Source organism: Leptolyngbya sp. KIOST-1, from assembly GCF_000763385.1.
Classification (GTDB): domain Bacteria; phylum Cyanobacteriota; class Cyanobacteriia; order Phormidesmidales; family Phormidesmidaceae; genus Nodosilinea.
The window spans coordinates 914936-936622 of the sequence record NZ_JQFA01000002.1; the positions used below are offsets into that span (position 1 = coordinate 914936).

General features: G+C 58.6%; 22 protein-coding genes and 5 pseudogenes. 12 read left to right on the plus strand and 15 right to left on the minus strand.

From position 1 onward, the window contains the following. Positions 1 to 201: 201 nt before the first annotated feature. Positions 202 to 990: an exodeoxyribonuclease III gene (gene xth / locus NF78_RS04080; protein WP_035984994.1), complete on the minus strand. Its 789-nt coding sequence runs from the start codon at positions 988 to 990 to the stop codon at positions 202 to 204. Positions 991 to 1135: 145 nt separating this feature from the next. On the opposite strand from xth, the pseudogene NF78_RS32180 reads away from it, so the two are divergent. Both NF78_RS32180 and NF78_RS32185 read left to right on the plus strand, forming a co-directional pair. Then, positions 1136 to 1402: pseudogene (locus NF78_RS32180) on the plus strand (transposase); the annotation flags it as partial. A gap of 24 nt (positions 1403 to 1426) precedes the next feature. Beyond that, positions 1427 to 1918 (plus strand): annotated as a pseudogene (locus tag NF78_RS32185) (NADPH-dependent FMN reductase); the annotation flags it as partial. A 65-nt stretch (positions 1919 to 1983) separates the two neighbouring features. On the opposite strand, the gene NF78_RS04090 reads toward NF78_RS32185, so the two are convergent. Next, complete coding sequence (locus tag NF78_RS04090) at positions 1984 to 2481, minus strand: FAD-dependent oxidoreductase (RefSeq protein ID WP_225885192.1); 498 nt, start codon at positions 2479 to 2481, stop codon at positions 1984 to 1986. Between the two features lie 128 nt (positions 2482 to 2609). Beyond that, positions 2610 to 3035 carry a methyltransferase gene (locus NF78_RS04095; RefSeq protein WP_052049757.1) on the minus strand — a complete coding sequence of 142 codons (426 nt, stop codon included), beginning with the start codon at positions 3033 to 3035 and terminating at the stop codon, positions 2610 to 2612. Positions 3036 to 3049: 14 nt separating this feature from the next. Here NF78_RS04095 and NF78_RS04100 point away from each other — a divergent pair, with 14 nt between their 5' ends. Then, the gene (locus tag NF78_RS04100; RefSeq protein ID WP_035984995.1) at positions 3050 to 3643 is read left to right on the plus strand and encodes a Uma2 family endonuclease; all 594 of its coding nucleotides are present in this window, start codon (positions 3050 to 3052) and stop codon (positions 3641 to 3643) included. A gap of 391 nt (positions 3644 to 4034) precedes the next feature. Continuing rightward, a complete protein-coding gene (locus tag NF78_RS04105; RefSeq protein WP_225885224.1) occupies positions 4035 to 4934 on the plus strand; it encodes a transposase in 900 nt (299 codons plus the stop codon). Between the two features lie 109 nt (positions 4935 to 5043). Here NF78_RS04105 and NF78_RS04110 read toward each other — a convergent pair whose 3' ends face one another. Then, positions 5044 to 5607, minus strand: a complete 564-nt coding sequence (locus NF78_RS04110; protein ID WP_225885225.1) for a hypothetical protein — start codon at positions 5605 to 5607, stop codon at positions 5044 to 5046. A gap of 125 nt (positions 5608 to 5732) precedes the next feature. Between NF78_RS04110 and NF78_RS04115 the strand changes: the two genes are divergently transcribed. Next, on the plus strand, positions 5733 to 7184 hold the full coding sequence (locus NF78_RS04115) for an IS1634 family transposase (RefSeq protein WP_072015964.1): 1452 nt from the start codon (positions 5733 to 5735) through the stop codon (positions 7182 to 7184). 221 nt (positions 7185 to 7405) lie between these two features. Further along, positions 7406 to 8224 carry a DNA gyrase subunit A gene (locus NF78_RS04120; RefSeq protein WP_035984996.1) on the plus strand — a complete coding sequence of 273 codons (819 nt, stop codon included), beginning with the start codon at positions 7406 to 7408 and terminating at the stop codon, positions 8222 to 8224. On the opposite strand, the gene NF78_RS32820 is transcribed toward NF78_RS04120, so the two are convergent. After that, the gene (locus NF78_RS32820) at positions 8116 to 8472 is read right to left on the minus strand and encodes a hypothetical protein (protein ID WP_035987242.1); all 357 of its coding nucleotides are present in this window, start codon (positions 8470 to 8472) and stop codon (positions 8116 to 8118) included. The genes NF78_RS04120 and NF78_RS32820 overlap by 109 nt on opposite strands. Before the next feature lie 97 nt (positions 8473 to 8569). On the opposite strand from NF78_RS32820, the gene NF78_RS04125 reads away from it, so the two are divergent. Further along, a complete protein-coding gene (locus tag NF78_RS04125) occupies positions 8570 to 9544 on the plus strand; it encodes an IS1634 family transposase (protein ID WP_052049762.1) in 975 nt (324 codons plus the stop codon). A gap of 113 nt (positions 9545 to 9657) precedes the next feature. On the opposite strand, the pseudogene NF78_RS04130 reads toward NF78_RS04125, so the two are convergent. The 3 genes and pseudogenes from NF78_RS04130 to NF78_RS04145 all read right to left on the minus strand — a co-directional run bounded on the left by NF78_RS04130 (position 9658) and on the right by NF78_RS04145 (position 12611). After that, positions 9658 to 10715 (minus strand): annotated as a pseudogene (locus NF78_RS04130) (ISKra4 family transposase). A gap of 260 nt (positions 10716 to 10975) precedes the next feature. Then, a complete protein-coding gene (locus NF78_RS30805; protein ID WP_156119638.1) occupies positions 10976 to 11167 on the minus strand; it encodes a hypothetical protein in 192 nt (63 codons plus the stop codon). Positions 11168 to 11276: 109 nt separating this feature from the next. After that, on the minus strand, positions 11277 to 12611 hold the full coding sequence (locus NF78_RS04145) for a hemolysin family protein (RefSeq protein ID WP_035984999.1): 1335 nt from the start codon (positions 12609 to 12611) through the stop codon (positions 11277 to 11279). A gap of 88 nt (positions 12612 to 12699) precedes the next feature. Here NF78_RS04145 and NF78_RS04150 point away from each other — a divergent pair, with 88 nt between their 5' ends. The 3 genes from NF78_RS04150 (at position 12700) to NF78_RS04160 (ending at position 14436) form a co-directional block, all read left to right on the plus strand. Next, a complete protein-coding gene (locus tag NF78_RS04150) occupies positions 12700 to 13500 on the plus strand; it encodes a hypothetical protein (RefSeq protein ID WP_035985000.1) in 801 nt (266 codons plus the stop codon). 79 nt (positions 13501 to 13579) lie between these two features. After that, the gene (locus tag NF78_RS04155; RefSeq protein WP_035988662.1) at positions 13580 to 14044 is read left to right on the plus strand and encodes an inorganic diphosphatase; all 465 of its coding nucleotides are present in this window, start codon (positions 13580 to 13582) and stop codon (positions 14042 to 14044) included. Positions 14045 to 14106: 62 nt separating this feature from the next. Beyond that, the gene (locus NF78_RS04160) at positions 14107 to 14436 is read left to right on the plus strand and encodes a hypothetical protein (RefSeq protein WP_035985001.1); all 330 of its coding nucleotides are present in this window, start codon (positions 14107 to 14109) and stop codon (positions 14434 to 14436) included. A 65-nt stretch (positions 14437 to 14501) separates the two neighbouring features. Here NF78_RS04160 and NF78_RS04165 read toward each other — a convergent pair whose 3' ends face one another. Together NF78_RS04165 and NF78_RS32190 are read right to left on the minus strand one after the other, a co-directional pair. Next, positions 14502 to 15044 (minus strand): NADPH-dependent FMN reductase, encoded by a 543-nt coding sequence (locus NF78_RS04165; RefSeq protein WP_052050579.1) that lies wholly within the window; start codon positions 15042 to 15044, stop codon positions 14502 to 14504. Next, positions 15018 to 15284, minus strand: a pseudogene (locus NF78_RS32190) (transposase); the annotation flags it as partial. The pseudogene NF78_RS32190 and the gene NF78_RS04165, both read right to left, overlap by 27 nt. 63 nt (positions 15285 to 15347) lie before the next feature. On the opposite strand from NF78_RS32190, the pseudogene NF78_RS30810 reads away from it, so the two are divergent. Then, positions 15348 to 15692, plus strand: a pseudogene (locus tag NF78_RS30810) (IS1 family transposase); the annotation flags it as partial. Next, positions 15677 to 15880: an inorganic diphosphatase gene (locus NF78_RS04170; protein WP_035985002.1), complete on the plus strand. Its 204-nt coding sequence runs from the start codon at positions 15677 to 15679 to the stop codon at positions 15878 to 15880. The pseudogene NF78_RS30810 and the gene NF78_RS04170, both read left to right, overlap by 16 nt. 76 nt (positions 15881 to 15956) lie before the next feature. Here the strand turns inward: NF78_RS04170 and NF78_RS04175 are convergent, their stop codons facing one another. The 5 genes from NF78_RS04175 to NF78_RS04200 all read right to left on the minus strand — a co-directional run bounded on the left by NF78_RS04175 (position 15957) and on the right by NF78_RS04200 (position 21522). Continuing rightward, positions 15957 to 17063, minus strand: coding sequence for a cation diffusion facilitator family transporter (locus NF78_RS04175; RefSeq protein WP_263970542.1), 1107 nt, complete (start codon positions 17061 to 17063; stop codon positions 15957 to 15959). 50 nt (positions 17064 to 17113) lie between these two features. Next, on the minus strand, positions 17114 to 18619 hold the full coding sequence (locus tag NF78_RS04180) for a sensor histidine kinase (protein ID WP_052049764.1): 1506 nt from the start codon (positions 18617 to 18619) through the stop codon (positions 17114 to 17116). A 3-nt stretch (positions 18620 to 18622) separates the two neighbouring features. Next, the gene (gene rppA, locus NF78_RS04185) at positions 18623 to 19300 is read right to left on the minus strand and encodes a two-component system response regulator RppA (RefSeq protein WP_035985004.1); all 678 of its coding nucleotides are present in this window, start codon (positions 19298 to 19300) and stop codon (positions 18623 to 18625) included. Between the two features lie 21 nt (positions 19301 to 19321). Further along, on the minus strand, positions 19322 to 19882 hold the full coding sequence (locus NF78_RS32825; RefSeq protein ID WP_072015965.1) for a DUF5666 domain-containing protein: 561 nt from the start codon (positions 19880 to 19882) through the stop codon (positions 19322 to 19324). A 194-nt stretch (positions 19883 to 20076) separates the two neighbouring features. Next, a complete protein-coding gene (locus tag NF78_RS04200) occupies positions 20077 to 21522 on the minus strand; it encodes an iron uptake porin (RefSeq protein WP_156119639.1) in 1446 nt (481 codons plus the stop codon). Positions 21523 to 21687: the final 165 nt, after the last annotated feature.

Consider the following 21687-nt stretch of genomic DNA (forward strand, 5'->3'; position numbering starts at 1 on the left):
CGACTCGCTCAACGATCAAAATGGGTTGGGGGCAGGCGGGTGGGAACCGATTACCCGCCCGGCGGGGACAAAACGCTCGTCCATGTCCGGCGGATGAGCCCTACCTCAAAGCCCTTGGGCTACTCCCGGTGCGCAGAAAACCTGCTTAATGTGCCTATCTTACTCCTTCAAGTTAGCGCTGACGGGCCGTCTCCTGAACCTTTAGGCATATTCCATGATCACTGGGGTGTGGTCGCTGGGTTTTTCCCAGCGGCGGGGTTCGAGGTCGATGGTGCAGCCCAAGGCGCGATCGCCGAGGGCTGCCGACAGGTAGTGGTGGTCAATGCGCCAGCCCATGTTCCGCCGAAAGGAGGCCGCCCGGTAGTCCCACCAGCTAAAGTGGCCGCCCTCGTCGGTAAACAACCGAAAGCCATCCTTTAACCCCACGGTCAGTACATCCCGCAGCGCCTCCCGCTCCACCGGAGACGACATGATGTGCTTGTCTTTGCCCTCGGGGTTGTAGATGTCTTTATCCTCGAGGGCAATGTTGAAGTCGCCGCAGACGTTGAGGTTGGGGTAGGTTTCCAGCAGGGCCGCCAGGTATTCCTTCAGACAAGCCAGCCAGCGCAGCTTGTACTCGTACTTCTCGCTGCCGATAGAACTGCCGTTGGGCACGTAGAGATTCACAATATAAATGTCGCCCCACAGCCCGGCAATCACCCGCTTTTGATCATCCAGATCGCCCACCCGCTCTGCCCCCAGAACTGCGGCAAAGCCATACTGCACGTTCTCCAACGGCTGCTGGCTCAGCAGCGCCACGCCATTGTAGGACTTTTGACCGTAGATGTAGGCGGTGTAGCCCAGCTCCGAAAACGCTGCGGTCGGAAACGTCTCATTCACCACCTTGGTCTCTTGCAGGCACAGCACGTCCACGGGGTTGGTTTGCAGCCACTGGGTCGCGTGGTCAAGGCGCGATCGAATGGAGTTGACATTCCAGGTGGCAATTTTCATGGAGAGTTGGGAATGAAACGAGAGGTCACAATGGTTTAGCTTAAAGGGATTTGGTGCGTTGGGGTTAGGGAAGGGGTTGAAGTGACCCCCGATTTTCGGACACAAGGCTAAGAGCAGTATCCTTGTTCCACAGGAGGGGGCAACTATGAGCGCAAACCGACGACAGTACACAGCTGAATTTAAGGCCAAAGTGGTGTTGCAAATGCTAATGGGAGAGAAAACGTCAGCCGAGATTTGCCGAAGCCACAAACTCCATTCCAGCGTGCTTAATCGCTGGCGAAAGGAATTTTTAGATCACGCGACCACGATATTTGAGGCCGATTCAGGCCATGAGGCTGACCAACAACGGATTGCCGAGCTGGAGCGATTGGTGGGCCAATTGACGATGAAATTAGAGATTGCAAAAAAAGCCTCGCAGTCCTTCAATCAACTGGCCCAGCGAGGCCACAATGCTATCTTTGCTGATGCCCTGGAGTACGACTTTGGCCTGCTCGATCGCATGTACAAAGAGCACGAGCCTGGTCAGGTTCCAGTCAAAATGGAGGAACTGGCTGAGCACATTCGTAGCGCCGATGGGTTTGTGGTGGTAACGGGCGAATACAACCACTCTGTTCAGCCGGGGCTGAGCAATTTGATGGATCACTTTCTGGAAGAGTACTACTTTCGCCCGGCGGGGATTGTGTCGTACTCGGTGGGGGGATTTGGCGGGGTGCGGGCCGCTGTGCACCTGCGGGTGATGCTGGGGGAGATGGGTATGCCCACCATTTCGTCGATGTTTGCGATCTCAAAGATTACCGAGGCGATCGACGCCGATGGCAAGGCCCAGGATGAGTCATTGATCAAACGCCTGGGTTCCTTTTTAGACGAGCTGGAGTGGTACGAAGAGGCCCTCAAGCGGCAGCGCGACGAAAAGGGAAGGCCCTTTTAGACAACTTGCGAGAGGGATGGTTTTCGACTCGAACCCTTCCAAAGAGGGAGGGTAGCTCTAAATTCCTACGGAATCATGAAAATTGTGGGCAATGAGAAGGTTGCGCCCAGGCTGGCCGAGCAGAGGTAGTGAATGTTGGGAGCAGCGGCGATCGCCCCTTGCAGCGCGGCCATTAGCACCCCGTGCTCGGCCCCGTAATACACGGCATCGGTGCCCAGGTCGGTGGGTAAAAACTGCACCACCCGACCGTAGTCCCCGTCGGAGAGCTGCACTTTGTCAAAGTGGCAAATGTGCGGCCCGATCTGGGGCCACAGCCCCAGGCCCTTAAAAATATCGGCTGAGGTCAGTGAAAAGGCGTAGGCCCGCTGCCGGGAAGCGGCCCCCGCCGCCGTTTGGGCTTCGATCACCGCCACCTGCAGGCCGCTGGGGGCCAGCGTTGCCGCCAGAGTCAGCCCCACAATGCCGCCGCCGACAATGGCCACATCGACCGCCAGTTCAGAGCGTAGATCCGCCGGGCGATCGGCGGAGACCGGAGAGCGAAAGTGAGGAGTGGTAGCGGTCATAGGGGCAGGGTTCACCGTGGCTATAGATCTATTCTGGCCCCATGATCTATCAGAAATCAAGGCTAGCCAGGGCAATGGCGAGGTTCGGATCGGCGGTTGAAAGGAGTTTCCCCAACGGTGGGCAATGCCTAATCCTGACCATACAACAGGTCCATATCCGGGGCTTCTGTGCAGTAGAAGTGCACCCAGACGTAGGCGTGTTGAAACAGGGCCACCGCCAGGGCCGCCTGAGACCCGATCAACAGAGCGATCGCCCACAGGCCCAGAAAGGCAAAGACATACATGGCATTGCCGCTCCAGGCAAAGGCTCCCTGCTGTACCAGCGGCATGGTCCGGTAGTGCGATCGAAAGTGGTCGCCGCCAATGGCGCGGGGAATGCCAAAGTAGCGTGCCACTGACCAGAGGGTGTAGAGGGCCGGAATTAGCAGCGCCAACCCCAGCCCCAGGGCAATAGGCTGGGGCAGCGCTAGAGAGCCGCGATTGGCGATCGCCAGCCCGACAACCAAAATCGGACGGGCCACCAGCAGGGGCAGAAAGAGCAGTCCCCAGACCACCAGGGGGTCTACCCATGTACGCCGTTATTTCCCGCGACACCATCCAGCTACCGCCGGGCACGGTGGTGCGTATGCCGGGCACCTGGCAGGACTACCAGACCCTCTGTCACAGCCGGGGGAATAGCTCTATCCCTCGGGTCAAATACCGTAGCGGCGAGATTTTGCTCATGAGCCCCATGCCCCGCCACGGTCGGGAGGCCAGCCTGCTTGCCGACATTGTCAAAGCTCTGCTGGACAGCGTCGGGCGCAATTACGAAGCTTTCACCCCAATCACCATGGAGCTGCCTGAGACCAGCGGGATCGAGCCAGACTACTGCTTTTACATCGACAACTGGGCGGCGGCGGTGGGCAAAGACCGCATCCGGTGGGACGCTGAGCCTCCCCCCGATCTAGTGATCGAGATCGACATCACCTCCTACACCGCCGTCGAAGATTACGCCGCCTACCAGGTGCCCGAGGTGTGGCTCTATCAGCGGGGGCAGCTGCAGCTGTTTGCCCTCACCGCTGGGGGCTATCAAGGGGCCGCCGAGATTGCCCGGATTACGGGCTGCTCCCTGGGTAACGCCCGGGAGTTTATGGCCAAACTCTGGTTGACTGACAAAAGTTGAATTTAGGCGACGGAGAGGCCTGCTAAGCGGTGGTTTCGGAGATTGAAGAGGTCAAGGGGGAGTCAGCGTTCTAAGCTTAGATACCACTCAAAAGCGTAAACGCTGTGAAAAAAACTCCCCTCTCTACAATGCCTTGAACGCCTGGCTGGGTCAATCAGTGCCTTGGGCACATCGAGCCCATTTGACGACCTGCCTCTGGATGGTGGTGGCCCTGCTCCAACGAGGAGAGGTCAGCCTGACGCGGTGGTTACCCTATGTGCCGTGTCGAGGGGTGCAGGCGCAAAGCAAACAACGCCGTTTGAGCCGCTGGTTACACAATAGTCGTCTGAACGTCCACCGCTTGTACCAACCGTTGATCCAGGCGGCGTTAGCCGATTGGGGTGAGGACTGTTTGTACCTGAGTTTGGACACCTCGCTGTTTTGGGATGAGTATTGCTTAATCCGCCTGTCGGTGGTGCATCGAGGCCGAGCATTGCCTGTGGTCTGGCGGGTGCTCCGGCACCGCAGTGCCTCGGTTGCCTTCAGCGAGTATCAGGAAATGCTCCATCAAGCCGCCAATCGATTGCCCCAGGGGGTGAAAGTGGTCGTACTGGCTGACCGGGGCTTCATTCACACCGAGGCTATGACCGCTATCACGACTCAATTAGACTGGCATTACCGGATCCGGATCAAGCGCAACACCTGGATTTGGCGGGCCGGTCACGGGTGGTGCCAATTGAAGGACATTCACCTTCAGCGGGGAGAGGCGCTCTGTTGGCACACCGTTAAGCTCCACAAAGGGGAGTGGTACGGCCCCGTGCATATTGCCTTTGGCTATAACAGCATCAATGGCGAGTTTTGGGCCATCGTCAGCGACGAACCTACCGGCCTCCATACCTTCGAGGAATACGGGTTGCGCTTCGACATTGAGGAGGCGTTCCTCGATGACCAATCCAACGGTTGGAATCTCCAGAAATCCGAAATTCGCGACCTCTGCGCCCTCTCGCGGCTCTGGTTCCTCTTGGCCATCGCTACCCTCTATGTCACGGCCCAAGGTGTCGAGGTCGTTGCTGCTGGCCAACGTCGCTGGGTCGACCCTCATTGGTTTCGCGGCAATAGTTACTTTCGCATTGGGTGGGATTGGGTGAAGGCGGCCTTAGAAAACAGTTGGCGGCTCATTCGTCAGGTTCGTTTCACCCATAACCGCGATCCCGAACCCGCCATGGCGTCTCGGAAACAGCATGAGCAACGCACCAAAGGCGGCCTTAGAAAACAGTTGGCGGCTCATTCGTCAGGTTCGTTTCACCCATAACCGCGATCCCGAACCCGCCATGGCGTCTCGGAAACAGCATGAGCAACGCACCTATCGAATCGAATTCAAAATACACACGTACTGCTATGTCGCCGATTAGTTTTGTCAGTCAACCAGTCGGTTTCGTTAGGTTTGAATAGTTCCGCAGTAAATGAATCACTAAAATTTGAGTGAGTGATTCGACATAAAGTTTCCCCATCATCCCATGCGATCGCAACTCAGCCAATATCAGCATGCCAATCTGGTGAAGTTGAAGATCTTGCTGACCAAAACAATGTATGAACTCGAACCGGCTTGAATCCATATCAGAGGCTTCAGCAACCTGTTGAATCAGTTCTGGTTTTAAGCAAATGAATAGTGGAGAGCAGGTGATACCACTTTTATCTTGACACCAGTAGCTTGGCTGTCCAGCTGGAATAAAGAGATTGTCCCCTTCCTGAAGGATCGATTCATGCTGTCGATCGTCCCGTTTTTGAATTATATGAGTAGGATTCCCTAGGTGTAAGCTTAGCCAGTGGTCTGAAAGGGCTGGGAGTTCTACCTCATAGGTTGAAGCAGGACTTTGACACTGCTCCACCAAAATGCCATTCCAATTCATTTGACGACTGGAGATCATCAGTGGTTTCTTGAACCGTTGGCTGAGTTCAAGCGAGTTGAGCTGGTGGCTGGCCATAGAGCTTGCTCTCACTGATTGCTTGGAACTACGAAATCAATACTTCCCACCGACATTCCGCAGGTTGACAAAAAGAATATTTGGCGGGGCTGAGGTAAGCTCAGGGCAAGCCATGGGATCGCGTCTTGGAGATAGAGAATCTAGATCACTTAGGATTAGTGGCCGCCTTAGTCGATGAGATCGGGCTGGTCGAGCTAACCGACGAGCTTCTACCGCCCCATCCGTTGAACCACATCAGCCCAGGGCAAGTGGTGAAAGCGATGATACTCAATGGATTGGGGTTTGTCAGCGCGCCGCTGTACCTGTTTAGCGAGTTTTTTGAGGGCAAACCGGTCGAGCACCTGCTGGGCGCCGGTATTACAGCAGCGCACCTGAACGATGACCGTCTGGGCCGCGTGCTAGATCAGCTGTTTGAGTACGGGACGACGCTATTTTTCCTCAACGTGGCGATGCAGGCGGCACGCCGCTTTGGGGTGAATGTCTCCCAGTGCCATCTAGACTCGACCTCCTTTGCTCTCGATGGGGAGTATCCCACCGTAGCTAGGGCTGAAGGCGCATCAGAGGCTGAAGCCCCTCAAGCGATTGAGATCTGTCGGGGCTATTCGCGAGACCACCGGCCCGAGTTGAAACAGTTTTTGGTCAACTTGATCTGTAGTGCCGACGGCGGTGTACCGGTGTGGTTCAAGGTCGGCAGTGGCAATGAGACCGATAGCCAAACCTTTGCAGGGCTGATGCGAGCCTTTGCCGAGCAGTGGCAGACGCCCGCTTTGATGGTGGCCGATGCGGCGTTCTACAGTGAACCCAACCTCCAGCAGGTGGGGAGTTTGCCCTGGTTGAGCCGAGTGCCACAAACCCTCAAAGCGGCTCAAACCCTGGTGGATAGCGCCCCCGATTCGCTGAGCGAGAGGCCCTGTGACCTCGACGGCTATCGGCTGTGGGAACAACGGCAGCGCTACGCTGGGGTGGAACAGCGCTGGATTCTGGTGGAAAGCCCGCACCGACGCGAGTCAGAGGATTGGCTCAAACCCCTCGAAAAGCAGGAAAAGGGGCTGCAACGGTCGTTGCGCCAACTCTGTAGCCAGGTGTTTGCCTGTAAGCCCGATGCCAGGGATGCACTCCTGCGCTTTCAAGACTCCCTCACCGGCTACACCCTGACTCAGGTGGCGCTGGTCTCGGTCGCTGCTAAGCGTCCCCCCGGTCGGCCCAAGCGCGTAGCCTTCGTACTCTGGGCCCAGGGGTTTAGCCGCAAAGAAATTCACCGTCGCCTCTGGCCTACGCTCAAAATGGTGGGTTTGCAGGGCAAGGCCCAGTGCTTCCCCGATGAGCTGTCCGGCGGCGAACAGCAGCGCGTGAGTATCGCTCGCGCCGTGGTCAACACCCCACCCCTACTGCTGGCCGACGAACCCACGGGCAACCTGGACGCCGACAACTCCCTGCAGGTGATCAAAATCCTGAAAAAGCTTAACTCCATTGGCATTACCGTCATCGTCACCACCCACGACGAGCATCTGGTGCGAATCTCCAACCACCCCGTAGTGCAGATCAAGAACGGTCGCCTCCACCACCTGCGCCGCTAACACTACATTCCTTAACATCTGGCAGTACGCCTTCTCCAATCAATAGGATAATGATCAGAGCTAACCTTCGGATGGCCAAATCCTAGGGCTATCATCAATTAGCTGCTAAACGCTCAAATCAAGGGTTATAGCCCCTAGCCTGTCTTTTGGGTCGGGCGTGGCAAGGCTTGATATACCGGGCTTTTGGCCACAGTTGATGACATAACTCTAGGCCATCGAACATGCTGGCCCTGGTCAACGGCGAACCACAGCTGCTCGGCCTCAAGCGCATGCTTGAGGTGTTTCTCGAGTTTCGCGAAGAGACCATTACCCGCCGCACCCAGTACGAGCTGCGCAAGGCCCAGGAGCGTGACCACATTCTCCAGGGCTACCTGATTGCCCTGGCCAACCTCGACGCCATCATCGCCCTGATTCGCGGAGCCGCCGACACCCCCGCCGCCAAGCAGGAGCTGATGGACACCTACGGCCTTTCCGAACTCCAGGCCGACGCCATTCTGCAAATGCAGCTGCGCCGCCTCACCGCCCTGGAGGCCGACAAGATCCAGAGAGAGCATGAGGAGCTGGTGGCCCAGATCGCCGACCTGCAAGACATCTTGGCCCGACGCGAGCGCATTCTCGACATCATCACCACCGAGCTGGGCGAGCTCAAGGCCCGGCACGACGACCCCCGTCGCACCGTGATCGAAATGGACGATGCGGAGCTCACCGACATTTCGCTGATCGCCAACGAGCAGGTGGTGATTCTGGTCACCGACCAGGGCTATATCAAACGCATGCCCGTGGCCACCTTTGAGGCCCAGAGCCGCGCCACTCGGGGCAAGGCCGGGGCCAAAATGAAGGAAGACGATGGCGTGCAGCACTTCATCACCTGCTACACCCACGACTACCTGCTGTTCTTCAGCGATCGCGGCGTCACCTACGCCCTGCGGGCCTACCAGATCGCCGAGGGCTCCCGCGCCTCGCGGGGGATGCCCAGCAGGTGGCCGCAGGCTTCGTGGAAAATCACGCCGCCAAACTTGTTGGCCATGATCACGGGGTAGGTGCCCGACTCCACGTAGTCGGCATAGAGCATTTTGCCCGCCGACTCGGCCACATCCGCCGAGGCCGAGCGAAAGTCCCAATTGCGCAGAAAGGCCGGGTCACTGGTGTCCCCTGCCCGCTGGCCAATGGATGAGTGGGGGCGATCGCCTGGGTTGAGCAGGTGCCGCAGGGCGGCGATCGCCCCGGCACAGGCAAACACCGGCAGGGTGTAGCCGGGACGCGGTGGTATGGATACGCCTTCTACCATCTATTTATCTAGCCCGATGCTATCTAAACTGATCCCAAACCGGCAGAGCTTTGACTGTTTCTACGGTCAGATCTAGCAGTGGCAGACGCCCGCTTTGATGGTGGCCGATGCGGCGTTCTACAGTGAACCCAACCTCCAGCAGGTGGGGAGTTTGCCCTGGTTGAGCCGAGTGCCACAAACCCTCAAAGCGGCTCAAACCCTGGTGGATAGCGCCCCCGATTCGCTGAGCGAGAGGCCCTGTGACCTCGACGGCTATCGGCTGTGGGAACAACGGCAGCGCTACGCTGGGGTGGAACAGCGCTGGATTCTGGTGGAAAGCCCGCACCGACGCGAGTCAGAGGATTGGCTCAAACCCCTCGAAAAGCAGGAAAAGGGGCTGCAACGGTCGTTGCGCCAACTCTGTAGCCAGGTGTTTGCCTGTAAGCCCGATGCCATGGATGCACTCCTGCGCTTTCAAGACTCCCTCACCGGCTACACCCTGACTCAGGTGGCGCTGGTCTCGGTCGCTGCTAAGCGTCCCCCCGGTCGGCCCAAGCGCTCTCAACCCTCAGACTCACCGACGTTAGGCTATCAATGGCAGGCGACCCTGGAACGCACCGCTGAGTATGAGGCCCAGTGCCAACAGCGCTATCGTCGCTTCATTCTGGCTACCAACGTCCTGGATGACGACACCTACCCGGCCCAGCGCCTGCTGCAAGAGTACAAAGCTCAGCAGCACGTTGAGCGCGGCTTTCGCTTTCTCAAAGACCCCCTCTTCTTCACCAGCAGTGTCTTTGTCAAAAAACCGCAGCGGGTTGAGGCCCTCGCCCTCGTCATGGCCTTGACGCTGCTGGTCTACAGTCTTGGCCAGCGCAAACTCAGAGCGCAGCTCGCCCAAGCCGATGACACGGTGCTCGACCAAAAGCAGCGCCCCACTCGCAATCCGACCTTTCGCTGGATTTTGCAGAAGTTTCAGGCCATTCACTTGGTCTCTATCGGCTCTTCTCAGCAGGTCAGCAACCTCTCAGAAGAACGCAACAAAATCGTTCGCCTTATGGGCTTCCCGGCCTGCCGGTACTATCTCCTAAATTAACTCCTGTCAACCTGCGGAATGTCGGTTCCCAGCCCGGTTATGGCGCAGCAAAAGCGTTCATCAGTCAGAGACACAAAAGAGTGACTGGGTGCATCCCAGTCTTGCAAGACTCATCATGAGAAGCAACGATTCAGATAGGCGCATCGGTGTCGCAGGACTTGTTGCACATTGTCTTCGGCCCACTGAGCCCCTGAAATCTTGATGCGCCGCCCAATTTGTTTGACGGTTGACTCGATCTCGCCCGAGCCCACAGAGATGCCCTCAGCGTGGTAGTAGGCATAGTTGACGATACGGTGCCGATGTTTGCTCAAATACGCGATAAATCGGTCCACTCGCTCATGGGACCAACCCTCAAACTGCCGCACTGCGGCCTCGACATCTCCGCGCCAGAGTCACGCCTCTACAGCGTCCAACCGCTGCTGTGAGCCACCGACCTTGCCCAGATTCTCCATGAGATGGTACCAGTCTAGAATCTCAAGCCGCTGCACCGACGGCTCGATCTGGGCAACCAGGTTCCAAATCCCGTCGTGGCCATCGCCCAAGCACACCAGCGGTGACGCTAACGGTTGCTGGTTCACCCAGGCCACCAGCGCATCATTGGCCTTGAAGAATGCGGCAACGCAGCCCTGGTGAAGGTTGACCGCCTTGTAGTCACGCCACTCACTCGGTTGGCCTTTAGGGGGTCGTAAGCGCACCTTACCCCCATCGAGGCTCATCTCTTTGACTCCGCCATCGACTTGCTCATCTGGAAACTCCTGGCGGTGCACCAAGCGCTGCTGAGTGCTCTTGGAGACCGCTATCCCGGTGAGCACGGTAATATCCTCGGCGGCATGCGCGTAGGCCTCGTTAGCACTCAGCAGCAAGCAACACCGCTCTAGGTGAGGACTCCATTGGGTGCGGGCTTTGAGACCGAGCCGATGCCCCTGCTGCTCACTGAGGCTTAATCGGCCAATGATGCTGGTGACGTTTCGCTGTCGCCCCCGGGTTGTGCCGCTGCTTGTGCGGATAAAAAATGGCCGAGGGCTGGCCCTACATGCTCCAGCAAATGACCACGGATGGCGGTTTCGATGCCCTCCAGAGTCTTCACTGCTTCGGGGTCAGTCTCCTCGTATAGCAAGGCCGCTAACTCGTCGGTGAGCGCCTTGAGCCGGGCTTGTTTGCATTCATCCATAGGGCTGAGCGGTGAAGAACACGATGCTCTCACCGTAGCGCTGATGCCGTCTCATGAGGATAAGCATTAGTACTCATTGCATAACTGGGATGCACCCGCGACAACCGATCCCCCAGCCCGGTGATTGCCCCGGTGGTGAGTCCGGTCAAAGGTTGGTGAGGCTGCCTGATGGGAGCTATCAGTGGCAGGCCGAAGCGGCCCGGGCCACGAATACGGGTCTGCGCTTTTGGGTCTATGTGACCACAGTGCCGCTAACGTTGCTAACCCTGGCCAACGGGTTTGTAGCCTGGGCTCAGCGAGGCCGACTCCGCCGCTGGTGGCTTGGGGCGGTGGGGCTGATCCTGGTTGAGCGCCTGTTTACCTTTGGCTACTTTCTGCCCCAGATGCTTCACCTGATGGCCGATCACCTGGCCGCCTCTGATGCGGTGGCTGCGGCACTGCGCTGGAGCCATGGGAACCATCTGCGACACCTATTGCTGTTGCTGGGATGGTTATCCGCCTTAAAAGCCGCTGCAATGCTCCATCGCCGGAGCGTCATCAGACCGCCTGCGGAGCTGTCCCCTAGCGATAGGGTGAGGCCGTGGGGGGTGACGAAGCAGGCGGCAGAGGAGTGACCAACACCTTGTCCACCCGGGGGCCGTCCATATCCATCACCTCAAACCGCAGCCCGCCCGCCTCAAAGGAGTCACCCGATTGGGGTATGTGGCCCAGGGTGTAAACCACGAACCCCCCCAGGGTGTGGAAGTTGCCGGTCGCCTCGTCGGGCAGTTTTTTCTGATCGAAATGGTCCTTGAATTCGTGGATGTCCAGGGCGCCATCCAGCAGCCAGGTGCCGTCGTCTCGCTGGATGATCTGGGGTTCTTCTTGATCTTCGAGGGAGGGCAGGTCCCCGACGATCGCCTCCATCAGGTCGTTGAGGGTGACCACTCCCTCAATGCCACCATACTCATCGGTGACCAGGGCAATGTGGACGCCGGTTTGCTTAAATTGCTCGATCACCTTCAGGGCTCGAATCGTCTCAGAGAGGTAGAGGGGGGGCTGGGCCATGGCCTCTAGATCAATGGGTTGCCCGGCCAGGTGAGCCGCTAGCAGGTGGCTACCGCGCACCACGCCGAGGCAGTCGTCGAGGCTGCCCCGGCCCACCGGAAAGCGCGAGTGATGGCTGTCGCTGACTTTTTTCAGATTGTCGGCCAGGGGCGTCTCGGTATTGAGCCAGGTGATCTCGGTGCGAGGGGTCATGATGGCGCGCAGGGGGCGATCGCCCAGGCGAAACACCCGCTCCACCATCTCCTGCTCAGCCTCCTCAAACATCCCCGATTCGGCCCCCTGGCGAATCAGCACCCGGATCTCTTCCTCGGTGATGTCGGGCTCGTTGGCGGCCTGAATGCCCAGCAGCTTGAGCAGGGCATCGGTGGAGACCCCCAGCAGGTGCACCAGGGGAGCGGTCACCCGCGCCAGGGTGCGCATGGGCGACGCCACCAGACAGGCCAGCTTTTCGGGATTGTTGAGGGCGATGCGCTTGGGTACCAGTTCGCCAATCACCAGGGACAGGTAGGTGATGGCCGACACCACCAGGGCGACGCTGAGGCCTTCGCTGTAGGGTTGCAGGGCTGGAACCTGATCGAAAAAGGGGCGCAGGCGCTGGGCGACGGTGGCCCCGCCGACGGCACCGCTGAGAATACCGATCAGCGTGATGCCGATCTGCACCGTCGCCAAAAAGTTGTTGGGGGCATTGACCAGCCGCAGCGCCTCGCGGGCTCTGCGATCGCCCTGCTCCAGCCGCTGCTCCAGGCGCACCTTGCGGGCCGAGACCACCGCAATCTCAGAACCCGAGAACAGCCCATTGGCCACAATCAGCAGCAAAATCAACGCAATCTCAAGGGCGATCGAGGACATAGGGGCGCTGGGGAAGAAAATGTGTCATGTTCAGAAACATTAGCGCACCCCTGGGGTCGAAATATATAGATACCCACGGGAGGGCTGGATGGGCTTGCGGGGCAAACGCCAGGTTTGGATCAAAGATGCCACCGTGGCCACCCGGCGCGGGCTGCTGCCCTGGCTGAGGCGAGCGGCCCCCCATCGCTACACCGATGCCGACCCCTTCAAGATCATCTCCATTCCCCCGGCGCAGATCACCGCCATGCAGCGGCGTTGGAGCGGGCCGATCGCCCTTCCCTGGCTCGACACTGGCCCTCTGGGGCGGTTCTCTAGCCTGCGGCGGCGCTGGCACGCGGGCCTGGTGCTCGATGGCGACTGGGACCAGGCGGTGCAATCCTTTGAGGACTACCACCTGTGGCGGGTGCTGTGCGATCGCTACCAGCAGGGCAAAGCCTGGCAAGACATCGACTATATCCAGAGCGCCTACCGCAAAATTGCCCAGGGACGGCCCGCCTGGGGCAACCGCTGCCACACCCCCGCCGACGTGGTGGCCCGCTGCGACTACCTCGACCGGCTCTACGATCGGCTCAAAACCGAGGGCTACTACGCCGACCCCAGCCAGGCCCGGCAGCTCACCCTGCCCTATACCCACTTTTTGGTGAATATTGGCCGCCAGGGCGAGATCATCCGCAACAACGACGGCAAGCACCGGATTTTGCTCTCCCGCATTTTGGGGGTGCCGCTGCTGGCGGCGAAGGTGTTGGTGCGTCACCGCCAGTGGCAGGCGGTGCGCGACGCGGTGCGCCGGGGGGACGCCCCGAATCTGGTGGCGCAGTATCGCCACCACCCCGACCTGCAAGATCTGTTGCCCGCCGCCGCCCCGGCCCAGTCGTTAATATCCCGTTAATGGTGGCTTAACGGGGCTATAGCCCCACTGTGGTTTACTCAGCTTGGTCTATGGCTAATATTGACAAGCGGAGTGAACGATGAAACTAAAAACAACGGTGCTAGCAGCTCTGTTTACCCTGGCCTCGGCGGGGGCGGCGATCGCCCAGTGGGTGCATCCCTTTGACTATCCCCAGTCGGAGAACTACCCGGAGGAAATCTTTGCGGCGATCGAGATTCCGGCGGGCAGCTTTACCAAGTATGAAATTGACGCCACCACCGGCCATGTGATTGTCGATCGCTTTCAGTCGATGCCGGTACAGTACCCTGCCAACTATGGCTCGATTTCGCAGTCGGCGGGGGGCGATGGTGACCCCCTCGATGTGCTGGTCTACACCCGCGTGCCGATTACGCCGGGCAGCATTATTTTGGTGCGGCCCGTGGGCATTTTGCGGATGATCGACGGCGGCGAGGTAGACGACAAAATTGTGGCGGTGCCCGCCCCCAGTATCGACCCCACCTACAGCGATATTCGCGGCACTGGTCTGCTAGGCGTTGATAGGTAGAATGACTGTAGTGTAACTACTTCAGCATGATGGATTGTCCTTACTGCCAAAGCCAACAAGTCGTGAAAAACGCGGGGGCCGCTTCCCGGCAGCGGGCCTACGCCTTTTCACTGACCTCAGCCGATATTTTTAAGGGCCTGGGGCTGTGGCCCCAGATCGGGCCGCACATTTGCCACTTTGACAAAGTGCAGCTCTCCGACGGGGACTACGGTCGGGTGGTGCAGTTTTTACCCACCGACCTGGGCACCGATGCCGTGTATTACGGGGCCGAGCACGGGGTGCTAATGGCCGCGCTGCAAGGGGCGATCGCCGCTGCTCCCAACATTCACTACCTCTGCTCGGCCAGCCTGGGCGCAACCTTCTCATTGCCCACAATTTTCATGATTCCGTAGGAATTTAGAGCTACCCTCCCTCTTTGGAAGGGTTCGAGTCGAAAACCATCCCTCTCGCAAGTTGTCTAAAAGGGCCTTCCCTTTTCGTCGCGCTGCCGCTTGAGGGCCTCTTCGTACCACTCCAGCTCGTCTAAAAAGGAACCCAGGCGTTTGATCAATGACTCATCCTGGGCCTTGCCATCGGCGTCGATCGCCTCGGTAATCTTTGAGATCGCAAACATCGACGAAATGGTGGGCATACCCATCTCCCCCAGCATCACCCGCAGGTGCACAGCGGCCCGCACCCCGCCAAATCCCCCCACCGAGTACGACACAATCCCCGCCGGGCGAAAGTAGTACTCTTCCAGAAAGTGATCCATCAAATTGCTCAGCCCCGGCTGAACAGAGTGGTTGTATTCGCCCGTTACCACCACAAACCCATCGGCGCTACGAATGTGCTCAGCCAGTTCCTCCATTTTGACTGGAACCTGACCAGGCTCGTGCTCTTTGTACATGCGATCGAGCAGGCCAAAGTCGTACTCCAGGGCATCAGCAAAGATAGCATTGTGGCCTCGCTGGGCCAGTTGATTGAAGGACTGCGAGGCTTTTTTTGCAATCTCTAATTTCATCGTCAATTGGCCCACCAATCGCTCCAGCTCGGCAATCCGTTGTTGGTCAGCCTCATGGCCTGAATCGGCCTCAAATATCGTGGTCGCGTGATCTAAAAATTCCTTTCGCCAGCGATTAAGCACGCTGGAATGGAGTTTGTGGCTTCGGCAAATCTCGGCTGACGTTTTCTCTCCCATTAGCATTTGCAACACCACTTTGGCCTTAAATTCAGCTGTGTACTGTCGTCGGTTTGCGCTCATAGTTGCCCCCTCCTGTGGAACAAGGATACTGCTCTTAGCCTTGTGTCCGAAAATCGGGGGTCACTTCAAGGGACTCAAGGTCTCAGGCGGGTCGTGTGGGTGAGACCCGAGCATCCCTACACCGCGGTTAGCCCGCTAGTCGAGGTGCATGCCAACCATAACGAGGCTCACAATGCCGCCCTGAGGCGGCGATGCAGCGCTTATCGTCGGCGTCAAAACCTCTATGCTAAGACTCGTGATGGATTGCAACGAACCTTGGATGTTCAGCGGATCCTCCACAACTGGGTCAGGCCACACTGGGGACTGGGCAAACGGACGACTCCGGCCATGGCGATCGGCTTGTGTAGTCGCTTGCTATCCACCCAGGAACTTCTCTGCCTGAGAGGGTTTCAATGTATCTCCTCTTAACAGACCAGTGCCATATTCGCGACATCAGCGATATGCCCGCCATGGAGTTGGAGCGGATGGAGGAGTTTTTTGCGGTCTACAAGCGCCTGCCCCAGGGTAGCGATGTGATCGAGCTGCGCGGCTTTGGCGACGCGAGGGAGGCCCAGGCGATGGTGCGTCAGGCCATTGATAGCTACCGGGCGCAGTAGGGGTTAGTTTCGGGAAGGGTGCGATCGCCTAGCCCTACAAATACTAGGCAATCGCACCAGCTCCACACTTAATTTTTTAGTCAACTCCATCCAGAGAGGCAGCTTCAATAAAGATGCGTTTCACGTCTTGATGGGTGGCGCGAATGCTCTGCTCGATACGGCATACCGCTGTTTCAATCTCATCGGCAGAGAGATGATCGCAAAATTCAATATTCATCGCCAGCATGATATCCCGAGGGCCTAGGTGCAGGGTAATCGGTGGCCCCATATCAGAGACAGCCTGGTCAGCCTTGACGAGGGTTTTGATGCTGTCTCGCACCGCGATAGAAGCGCTTTCCCCCATCAGTAGACTCTTCGTTTCGATGACCAACAGCGTGGCGACTACGATGAGCAATAGCCCAATCAGGATGGAAGCAACGCCGTCATAGAGAGCATTGTCGAACATCTGGGTGAGCACAATTCCACCAAAGGCAATGGCAAGCCCGACCAGCGCAGCAGCATCTTCCACAATGACAATAAATGCGCTGGGATCTTTACTCTCGCGAATGGCTTGCCATAAACTAACCTCAGCTTTGCGGGGATAGTTTTTGTTAAACTCCCGAATAGATACGGCTAGGGCTAAACTTTCAAACAGGGCAGCGGCGGCCAGCACGACATAGCTGACCAAGGCATAGTTGCCAACCTCAGGGTGTTGAAAGCTGTGCCACCCCTCATACATCGACACGCCACCCCCCAGGGCAAAAATCAGCACCGCAACCATCAGCGACCAAAAATATAGTTCTTGCCCGCGACCTAGAGGAAATTGCTCGCTTGGGGGCGCTTCGCTTTGCTTGAGGCCATAGAGTAGCAGCAGCTCATTGACGGAATCGACCACCGAGTGGATACCCTCTGACAGCATGGCCGAGCTGCCGCTAATGGCAGCACCGACAAACTTGGCAATACCAATAGCGATGTTGGCTCCCAATGCGGCATAGATTGAATTTTTGGATGTACCACCAGCCATGCTTGTCTTCTCACACACGCTCAACTCATTGTAGGGGCACGCTCGGCTTAGCCAGAAGCTGTGGTGCATTGTAATCAGGCCAAAGCTTATTGGGTTGGGAGGTTGACATCTGAGATGAACATCAGCTGCAGCAGCCAGGGCCGCCAATTCCTCCGTTAAGTTGGCAACGATGTCGTTCAATTACCAGGGCTAAGGTGGTTTGACGGAGTGCCTTGTTCTAGGGTCATGAACTAGATGTGAATCTTGCAATCACGTAGCGCTATTTCCTGAGTTTCCTCTAACGAGTTCAGGAAAATAGAAAATGTTGATCCCTCTTCCAGTCTGCTGGTCACCTCAACCTGACCTCGGTGGGCCTGCACAATTTGTTGGACGATGGCTAGCCCCAGGCCTAGCCCGCCAGAGGCTTTGGTTCGTTTTGAATCCACCCGGTAAAACCGTTCAAAAATCATCGGCAGCGACTCGTTGGGAATGCCGACACCGTTGTCCTGCACCTCGATCACGGCCTGGTGTTCCTGCTGCTGTAAACGAAGCTGAATGTGTCCTCCAGCGGGCGTATACCGACAGGCGTTGCTGAGGAGGTTAGCGATCGCCTGACGCAGTAAATTGGCGTCGGCTTTTACCATGACGGCGGTAGCGGGCAACTGCGAGGAGAGTTGGAGGTTGTGGGCTTGGGCCTCGCTCTGCCAATCGCTGACCAGCTGAGCCGCCAGATCGCTCAGATCGACCGTTTGTAGGTTTTCTGGAGCCAGCAATCCCTCATAGCGGGCCAAAAACAGCAGTTCACTGACCAGGGTGCTCATGGTTTTGGTCAGACTCACGATGTTTTCCAGACGTGGACGGATGTCGTTGAATTGGAGATCGGGTTCAGGATCCTCCAAGTCAACCTCATCTATGGCCATCAGACCGACCTGGGCATTGCTCAGCACCGCAGCTAGAGGGGCGCGGAGTTCGTGGGAGGCGTTGGCGGTAAACCGCTGAAGCTGGCTGCAGGCATTTTCTAGACGCTGGTTAGTGGCCTTGAGATGTGCTTCTCGGTCAGCCAGTTCTCGCTCTAGCTGGTGGAGCAGGTGGATGGCGAAATAGGCGGCCAGAGTACCCATCACCACCAGCAAGCACAGGGCCAACCAGGCCACTTGCTGGTAGCGATCACGGTGCTGAATCCGCTGGGCCAGCAGCGCGTCTTCTTCCGCCATGAAGCGGTCGATGGCGTCGCGAGCGGCGTCCATGGTCTCTTTGCCCTCCTCCAGCCAGGTGTAGAGCGTGGTGGCGGGCACCAGGGTGCTGGGCTCCGCTGGAATCAGCTGGGGTTCCTGCTTGAGGGTCAATTTCTGCTGAAAAATGGCCAGGTTTTCTTCCACCAGTTGGCGAATGTCCTGCACCCGTTCGACCTGGGCCGAGTTGTCGCTGACCAGACTTTCGAGGCGGTTCAGGGAACTGGGAATTTCGCTTTGAGCCCAGCGGTAGGGCTCCAAAAACTCCTCCTGCCGGGTCAGGCCATAGCCGCGCACGCCGGTTTCAGCGTCGACTAAGGCCTTAACCAGGTATTTGGTTTCGAGCCGTACGGTTTGGGTGTGTTGGATCCAGGTTTCGTCTTCGGCTAAGCTGGCCTTAAGCCAGGCAAAGGCCGACAGTGCCGTAAACATACAGCTGACTGGGATGACAATAATCACCGCTCCCCGCACTCGAATCGGCAGGCTTTGCCAGGGCTGAAACAGGCGTTGGGCCAGGTTTGCCATCGCTCAGGACTCAGGAGGGTCAAGACGATAGCCGACACCGTAGACCGTTTCAATCCAGGTGTCGGTTTCCAAACTGCGCAGTCGCTGCCGCAGTCGTTTGACGCGCGCGGTGACGGCGTTGCTCTCTGGTTCTGAGCCCCATTCCCAGAGGGCTTGCTCAATTTGGTCGTGGGTGAGCACTTGGCGGGGATGACGCAGCAGATATTCCAGCAGTTGAAAGTCGCGACTGGAGAGCTTGAGGCTATGATCGCCCCGCTCTACTCGCATCGTATCCAGGTATAGCACCAGGTCAGCCACTTGCAGTACATCGCCGCACCAGAGGGGCGATCGCCGTCGTAGGGCACGCACTCGCGCCAGCAGTTCTGCCACATCTATGGGCTTCACCAGGTAGTCATCGGCCCCGGCGTCTAATCCCATGACCTTATCGGCGGTGGTGTCTTTGGCCGTCAGCATCAGAACGGGGGCTGCCTTGCCCGCCAGGCGGTAATGCTGGCACAGGGAAATGCCGTCTTCTCCCGGCAGCATCCAGTCGAAAATGAGCAGGTCGTAGTCTTTTTCACCCATTAGCCAGCGGGCAGTGGTGCCATCTTCAACCGCATCAACCACATGGCCAGCGCGGGTCAACGCCGCCTGCAGGGGTTCCAGTTGTGCGGGGTCGTCTTCGGCCAGCAGGATGCGCATGGGCGAGAGATCCAGCCAGGGTTATGGATTGGGCCGAACGGTGGAGGCGTCGAATTCGCCGTTCTCGAATTCACCGGTCATGGTGATGCGATCGCCCACCGAAATGTAACTGGCCGTGTTGTCACCGTAGACATCCCAGGTATCGACCCGCAGGGTGCGATCGCCTGTATTGAGCTGAAAGCCATCTTCCCACACGCGCTCAACGGTACCGCTGACGGTGTTGGCAGCCGGGCGAGGGGTAGCCCCTGCTGCTGCGGCTTCAGACGGGGCTGATGTGGCTGCGGGGGCAGTAGAGCCAGAGTCGGTTCCCGCAATAGTCGAGGCATCAAACTCGCGACCTTCAAATTCGCCTGTGATGGTCACTTCATCGCCCACCGAAATATGGCTGGCGGTGCTGTCGCCGTAGACAGTCCAGGCATCGACCCGGAGGGTGCGATCGCCCGTATTGAGTCGAAAGCCATCTTCCCACACTTTTTCAACGGTACCGGTGTGGGTGGTTTGGGCATGGCTGAGATTGGGCAGTACCAGAGCGGCCCCAATCCCACCGGCCACTAGGGCACCTATCACAATGCGATTTATCATCATCTGCCTCCAGGAAATGATCCAAGTCAACCAGGGAACATTTGCAGTCTATAAACCAACCATGACTAAAAAATGACAGCTTGATCAGCGGAGACGGCTGGGCGATCTTTGATGATGGTTTAGTAATCGACCCAGCCAGCGATTGTCTGGGCTGATACGCTGATCTTTGCCTGCCCGCCCCTTATGGGGATTAGCTAAAACGTGAAGGTGGCGCGGATGGTGCCGATGTAGAGGGTGGGGTTGTCGCTGTCATGCTCGGGGTTGATCACCACAATCAGGCTGGGGGTGAGGGCGAGGTATTCGTTAACTGGCCAGCGGTAGAAGGCTTCTAAGTGCAGGGCGGCGTTGGGGTCGATCGCATCGGCATCAAAGGCATTGCTGAGCACGCGGGGCGGGGTACCGACAATTAGCCCCCCCAGGCTGCCCTCGGTGCCCAGGTCTCGCAGCCCCAGGCTGGCGGCCCAGGTGAACAGCTCGGCGGTGGGCTGGTTGTCCAGGTCTTGGGCGGTGGCCCACAGGTAACCCACCCGCCCTGAGAGGGTGAGCTGGGAAGACAGATCCCAGGCAACTTCGGCCCCGATCGCATGGGTTGCCACCGCGTCGGAGTCGCCGTCGAAGGGGTCTTCGCCCAGTTCGCTGCCGGTGCCGGTGCCCAAACTGTTGTAGGTGCGCACGTAGGTAAAAGCTAGGCCGGTGGTGTCGCTGGGGCGCAGGGTGAGCTGGGCGATCGCGCTGAATTGCTCCTCAAACAAGCCCACATCCGTCTCGTAGGCGTCGGGGGTGAGCACCGCCGCCGACAGGTTGGCCCAGTCGGTCAGGTCATAGCTGAGGCCCAGACCGGGGGCACCGCCCAGCCGCCGAATCGGGTTTTCGCGGCCAAAGGTCGAGATCGAACCATCGCCGCTGCCGCTAAACAGCGGGTTCACCGCTGGCACAAAATCCCCCAGGCCGCCGCCGGTAATTTGAAACAGCACCTCTAAATTGTCGGTGAGGGGTGTTTCGTACTCCAGCCGAGACAGTTCCAGGGTTTCGCCGGGGCCACCATCAAAGCCCAGGTTGGCCATTTGAGTGCCGGTGGCGTCTTCCAGTTCGGCAATGTCGCGGGCCTGGAGCCTGAGCCGCAACTGGTCGTCACCCGTGAAGCTGGCGACCACGTTGAGCCTGGCCCGATAGCCAAAGGCGAGGTTGCTGTCGATGGGGTCATCCGGGTCGTCAGCCCGTCCGGCACCGCTGGCGGCCAGTAGGGCAAAGACGGCCTCCCCCTCCAGGCGGGCGGTGGTAGAAAACTGTTGTTCTGCCAGGGTTTGAAAGTCAGCAGCCACGGCACTGACTCGGCTCTGAAGCTGCCCTTGCTCGGCAGCTAGTTCTACATAGAGCTGCTGGACATACTGCAAATCGGCTGCCGAGGCCGAGCCGTCGCTAAGGCACTGGCGCAGGGCTGCCAATTGAGCTAGGGCATCGCTGTTGTCCGGGGGGCAGCGGTAGCGCTGGCGCAGGGAGTCTACCTGCTGCTGCTGCGGTTGGGTGAGGGTGGTCGGGGCCAGATCTGTCACCCGAGGCGCAGGCGAGGCCACCGCATCCATGGTGGCCAGGCCGGGGAGCAGGGTGGTCGATAAAGCGATGGGCCAAAGGGCGTTCATGGCAGGTTCTCGAATCGATAGCAAAGGAGAAAATGCCCACGGCAAACTCGCCCGCCCCAGGGCGGGTTATCCCAGCCTGCTCAAGCAGGCGTTCACCATGAGCCAGGGAGTGGATTCCCTGGGAGTTGTGGCCGCAGTCCCTCCGCCTGTGGGCCTGGGGAAACG

Excerpts from the sequence above, each read along its gene's own strand:
- NF78_RS04120 (WP_035984996.1), top strand. The coding sequence starts at position 7,406 with ATGCTGGCCCTGGTCAACGGCGAACCACAGCTGCTCGGCCTCAAGCGC.
- NF78_RS04150 (WP_035985000.1), top strand. The coding sequence starts at position 12,700 with ATGGGCTTGCGGGGCAAACGCCAGGTTTGGATCAAAGATGCCACCGTG.
- NF78_RS04200 (WP_156119639.1), bottom strand. The coding sequence starts at position 21,522 with ATGAACGCCCTTTGGCCCATCGCTTTATCGACCACCCTGCTCCCCGGC.
- rppA (WP_035985004.1), bottom strand. The coding sequence starts at position 19,300 with ATGCGCATCCTGCTGGCCGAAGACGACCCCGCACAACTGGAACCCCTG.
- NF78_RS04125 (WP_052049762.1), top strand. The coding sequence starts at position 8,570 with ATGGTGGCCGATGCGGCGTTCTACAGTGAACCCAACCTCCAGCAGGTG.
- NF78_RS32820 (WP_035987242.1), bottom strand. The coding sequence starts at position 8,472 with ATGGTAGAAGGCGTATCCATACCACCGCGTCCCGGCTACACCCTGCCG.
- NF78_RS04090 (WP_225885192.1), bottom strand. The coding sequence starts at position 2,481 with ATGACCGCTACCACTCCTCACTTTCGCTCTCCGGTCTCCGCCGATCGC.
- NF78_RS04165 (WP_052050579.1), bottom strand. The coding sequence starts at position 15,044 with ATGAAATTAGAGATTGCAAAAAAAGCCTCGCAGTCCTTCAATCAACTG.
- NF78_RS04110 (WP_225885225.1), bottom strand. The coding sequence starts at position 5,607 with ATGGCCAGCCACCAGCTCAACTCGCTTGAACTCAGCCAACGGTTCAAG.
- NF78_RS04145 (WP_035984999.1), bottom strand. The coding sequence starts at position 12,611 with ATGTCCTCGATCGCCCTTGAGATTGCGTTGATTTTGCTGCTGATTGTG.
- xth (WP_035984994.1), bottom strand. The coding sequence starts at position 990 with ATGAAAATTGCCACCTGGAATGTCAACTCCATTCGATCGCGCCTTGAC.
- NF78_RS32825 (WP_072015965.1), bottom strand. The coding sequence starts at position 19,882 with ATGATAAATCGCATTGTGATAGGTGCCCTAGTGGCCGGTGGGATTGGG.
- NF78_RS04170 (WP_035985002.1), top strand. The coding sequence starts at position 15,677 with ATGTATCTCCTCTTAACAGACCAGTGCCATATTCGCGACATCAGCGAT.
- NF78_RS04100 (WP_035984995.1), top strand. The coding sequence starts at position 3,050 with ATGTACGCCGTTATTTCCCGCGACACCATCCAGCTACCGCCGGGCACG.
- NF78_RS04180 (WP_052049764.1), bottom strand. The coding sequence starts at position 18,619 with ATGGCAAACCTGGCCCAACGCCTGTTTCAGCCCTGGCAAAGCCTGCCG.
- NF78_RS04155 (WP_035988662.1), top strand. The coding sequence starts at position 13,580 with ATGAAACTAAAAACAACGGTGCTAGCAGCTCTGTTTACCCTGGCCTCG.
- NF78_RS30805 (WP_156119638.1), bottom strand. The coding sequence starts at position 11,167 with ATGGCTCCAGCGCAGTGCCGCAGCCACCGCATCAGAGGCGGCCAGGTG.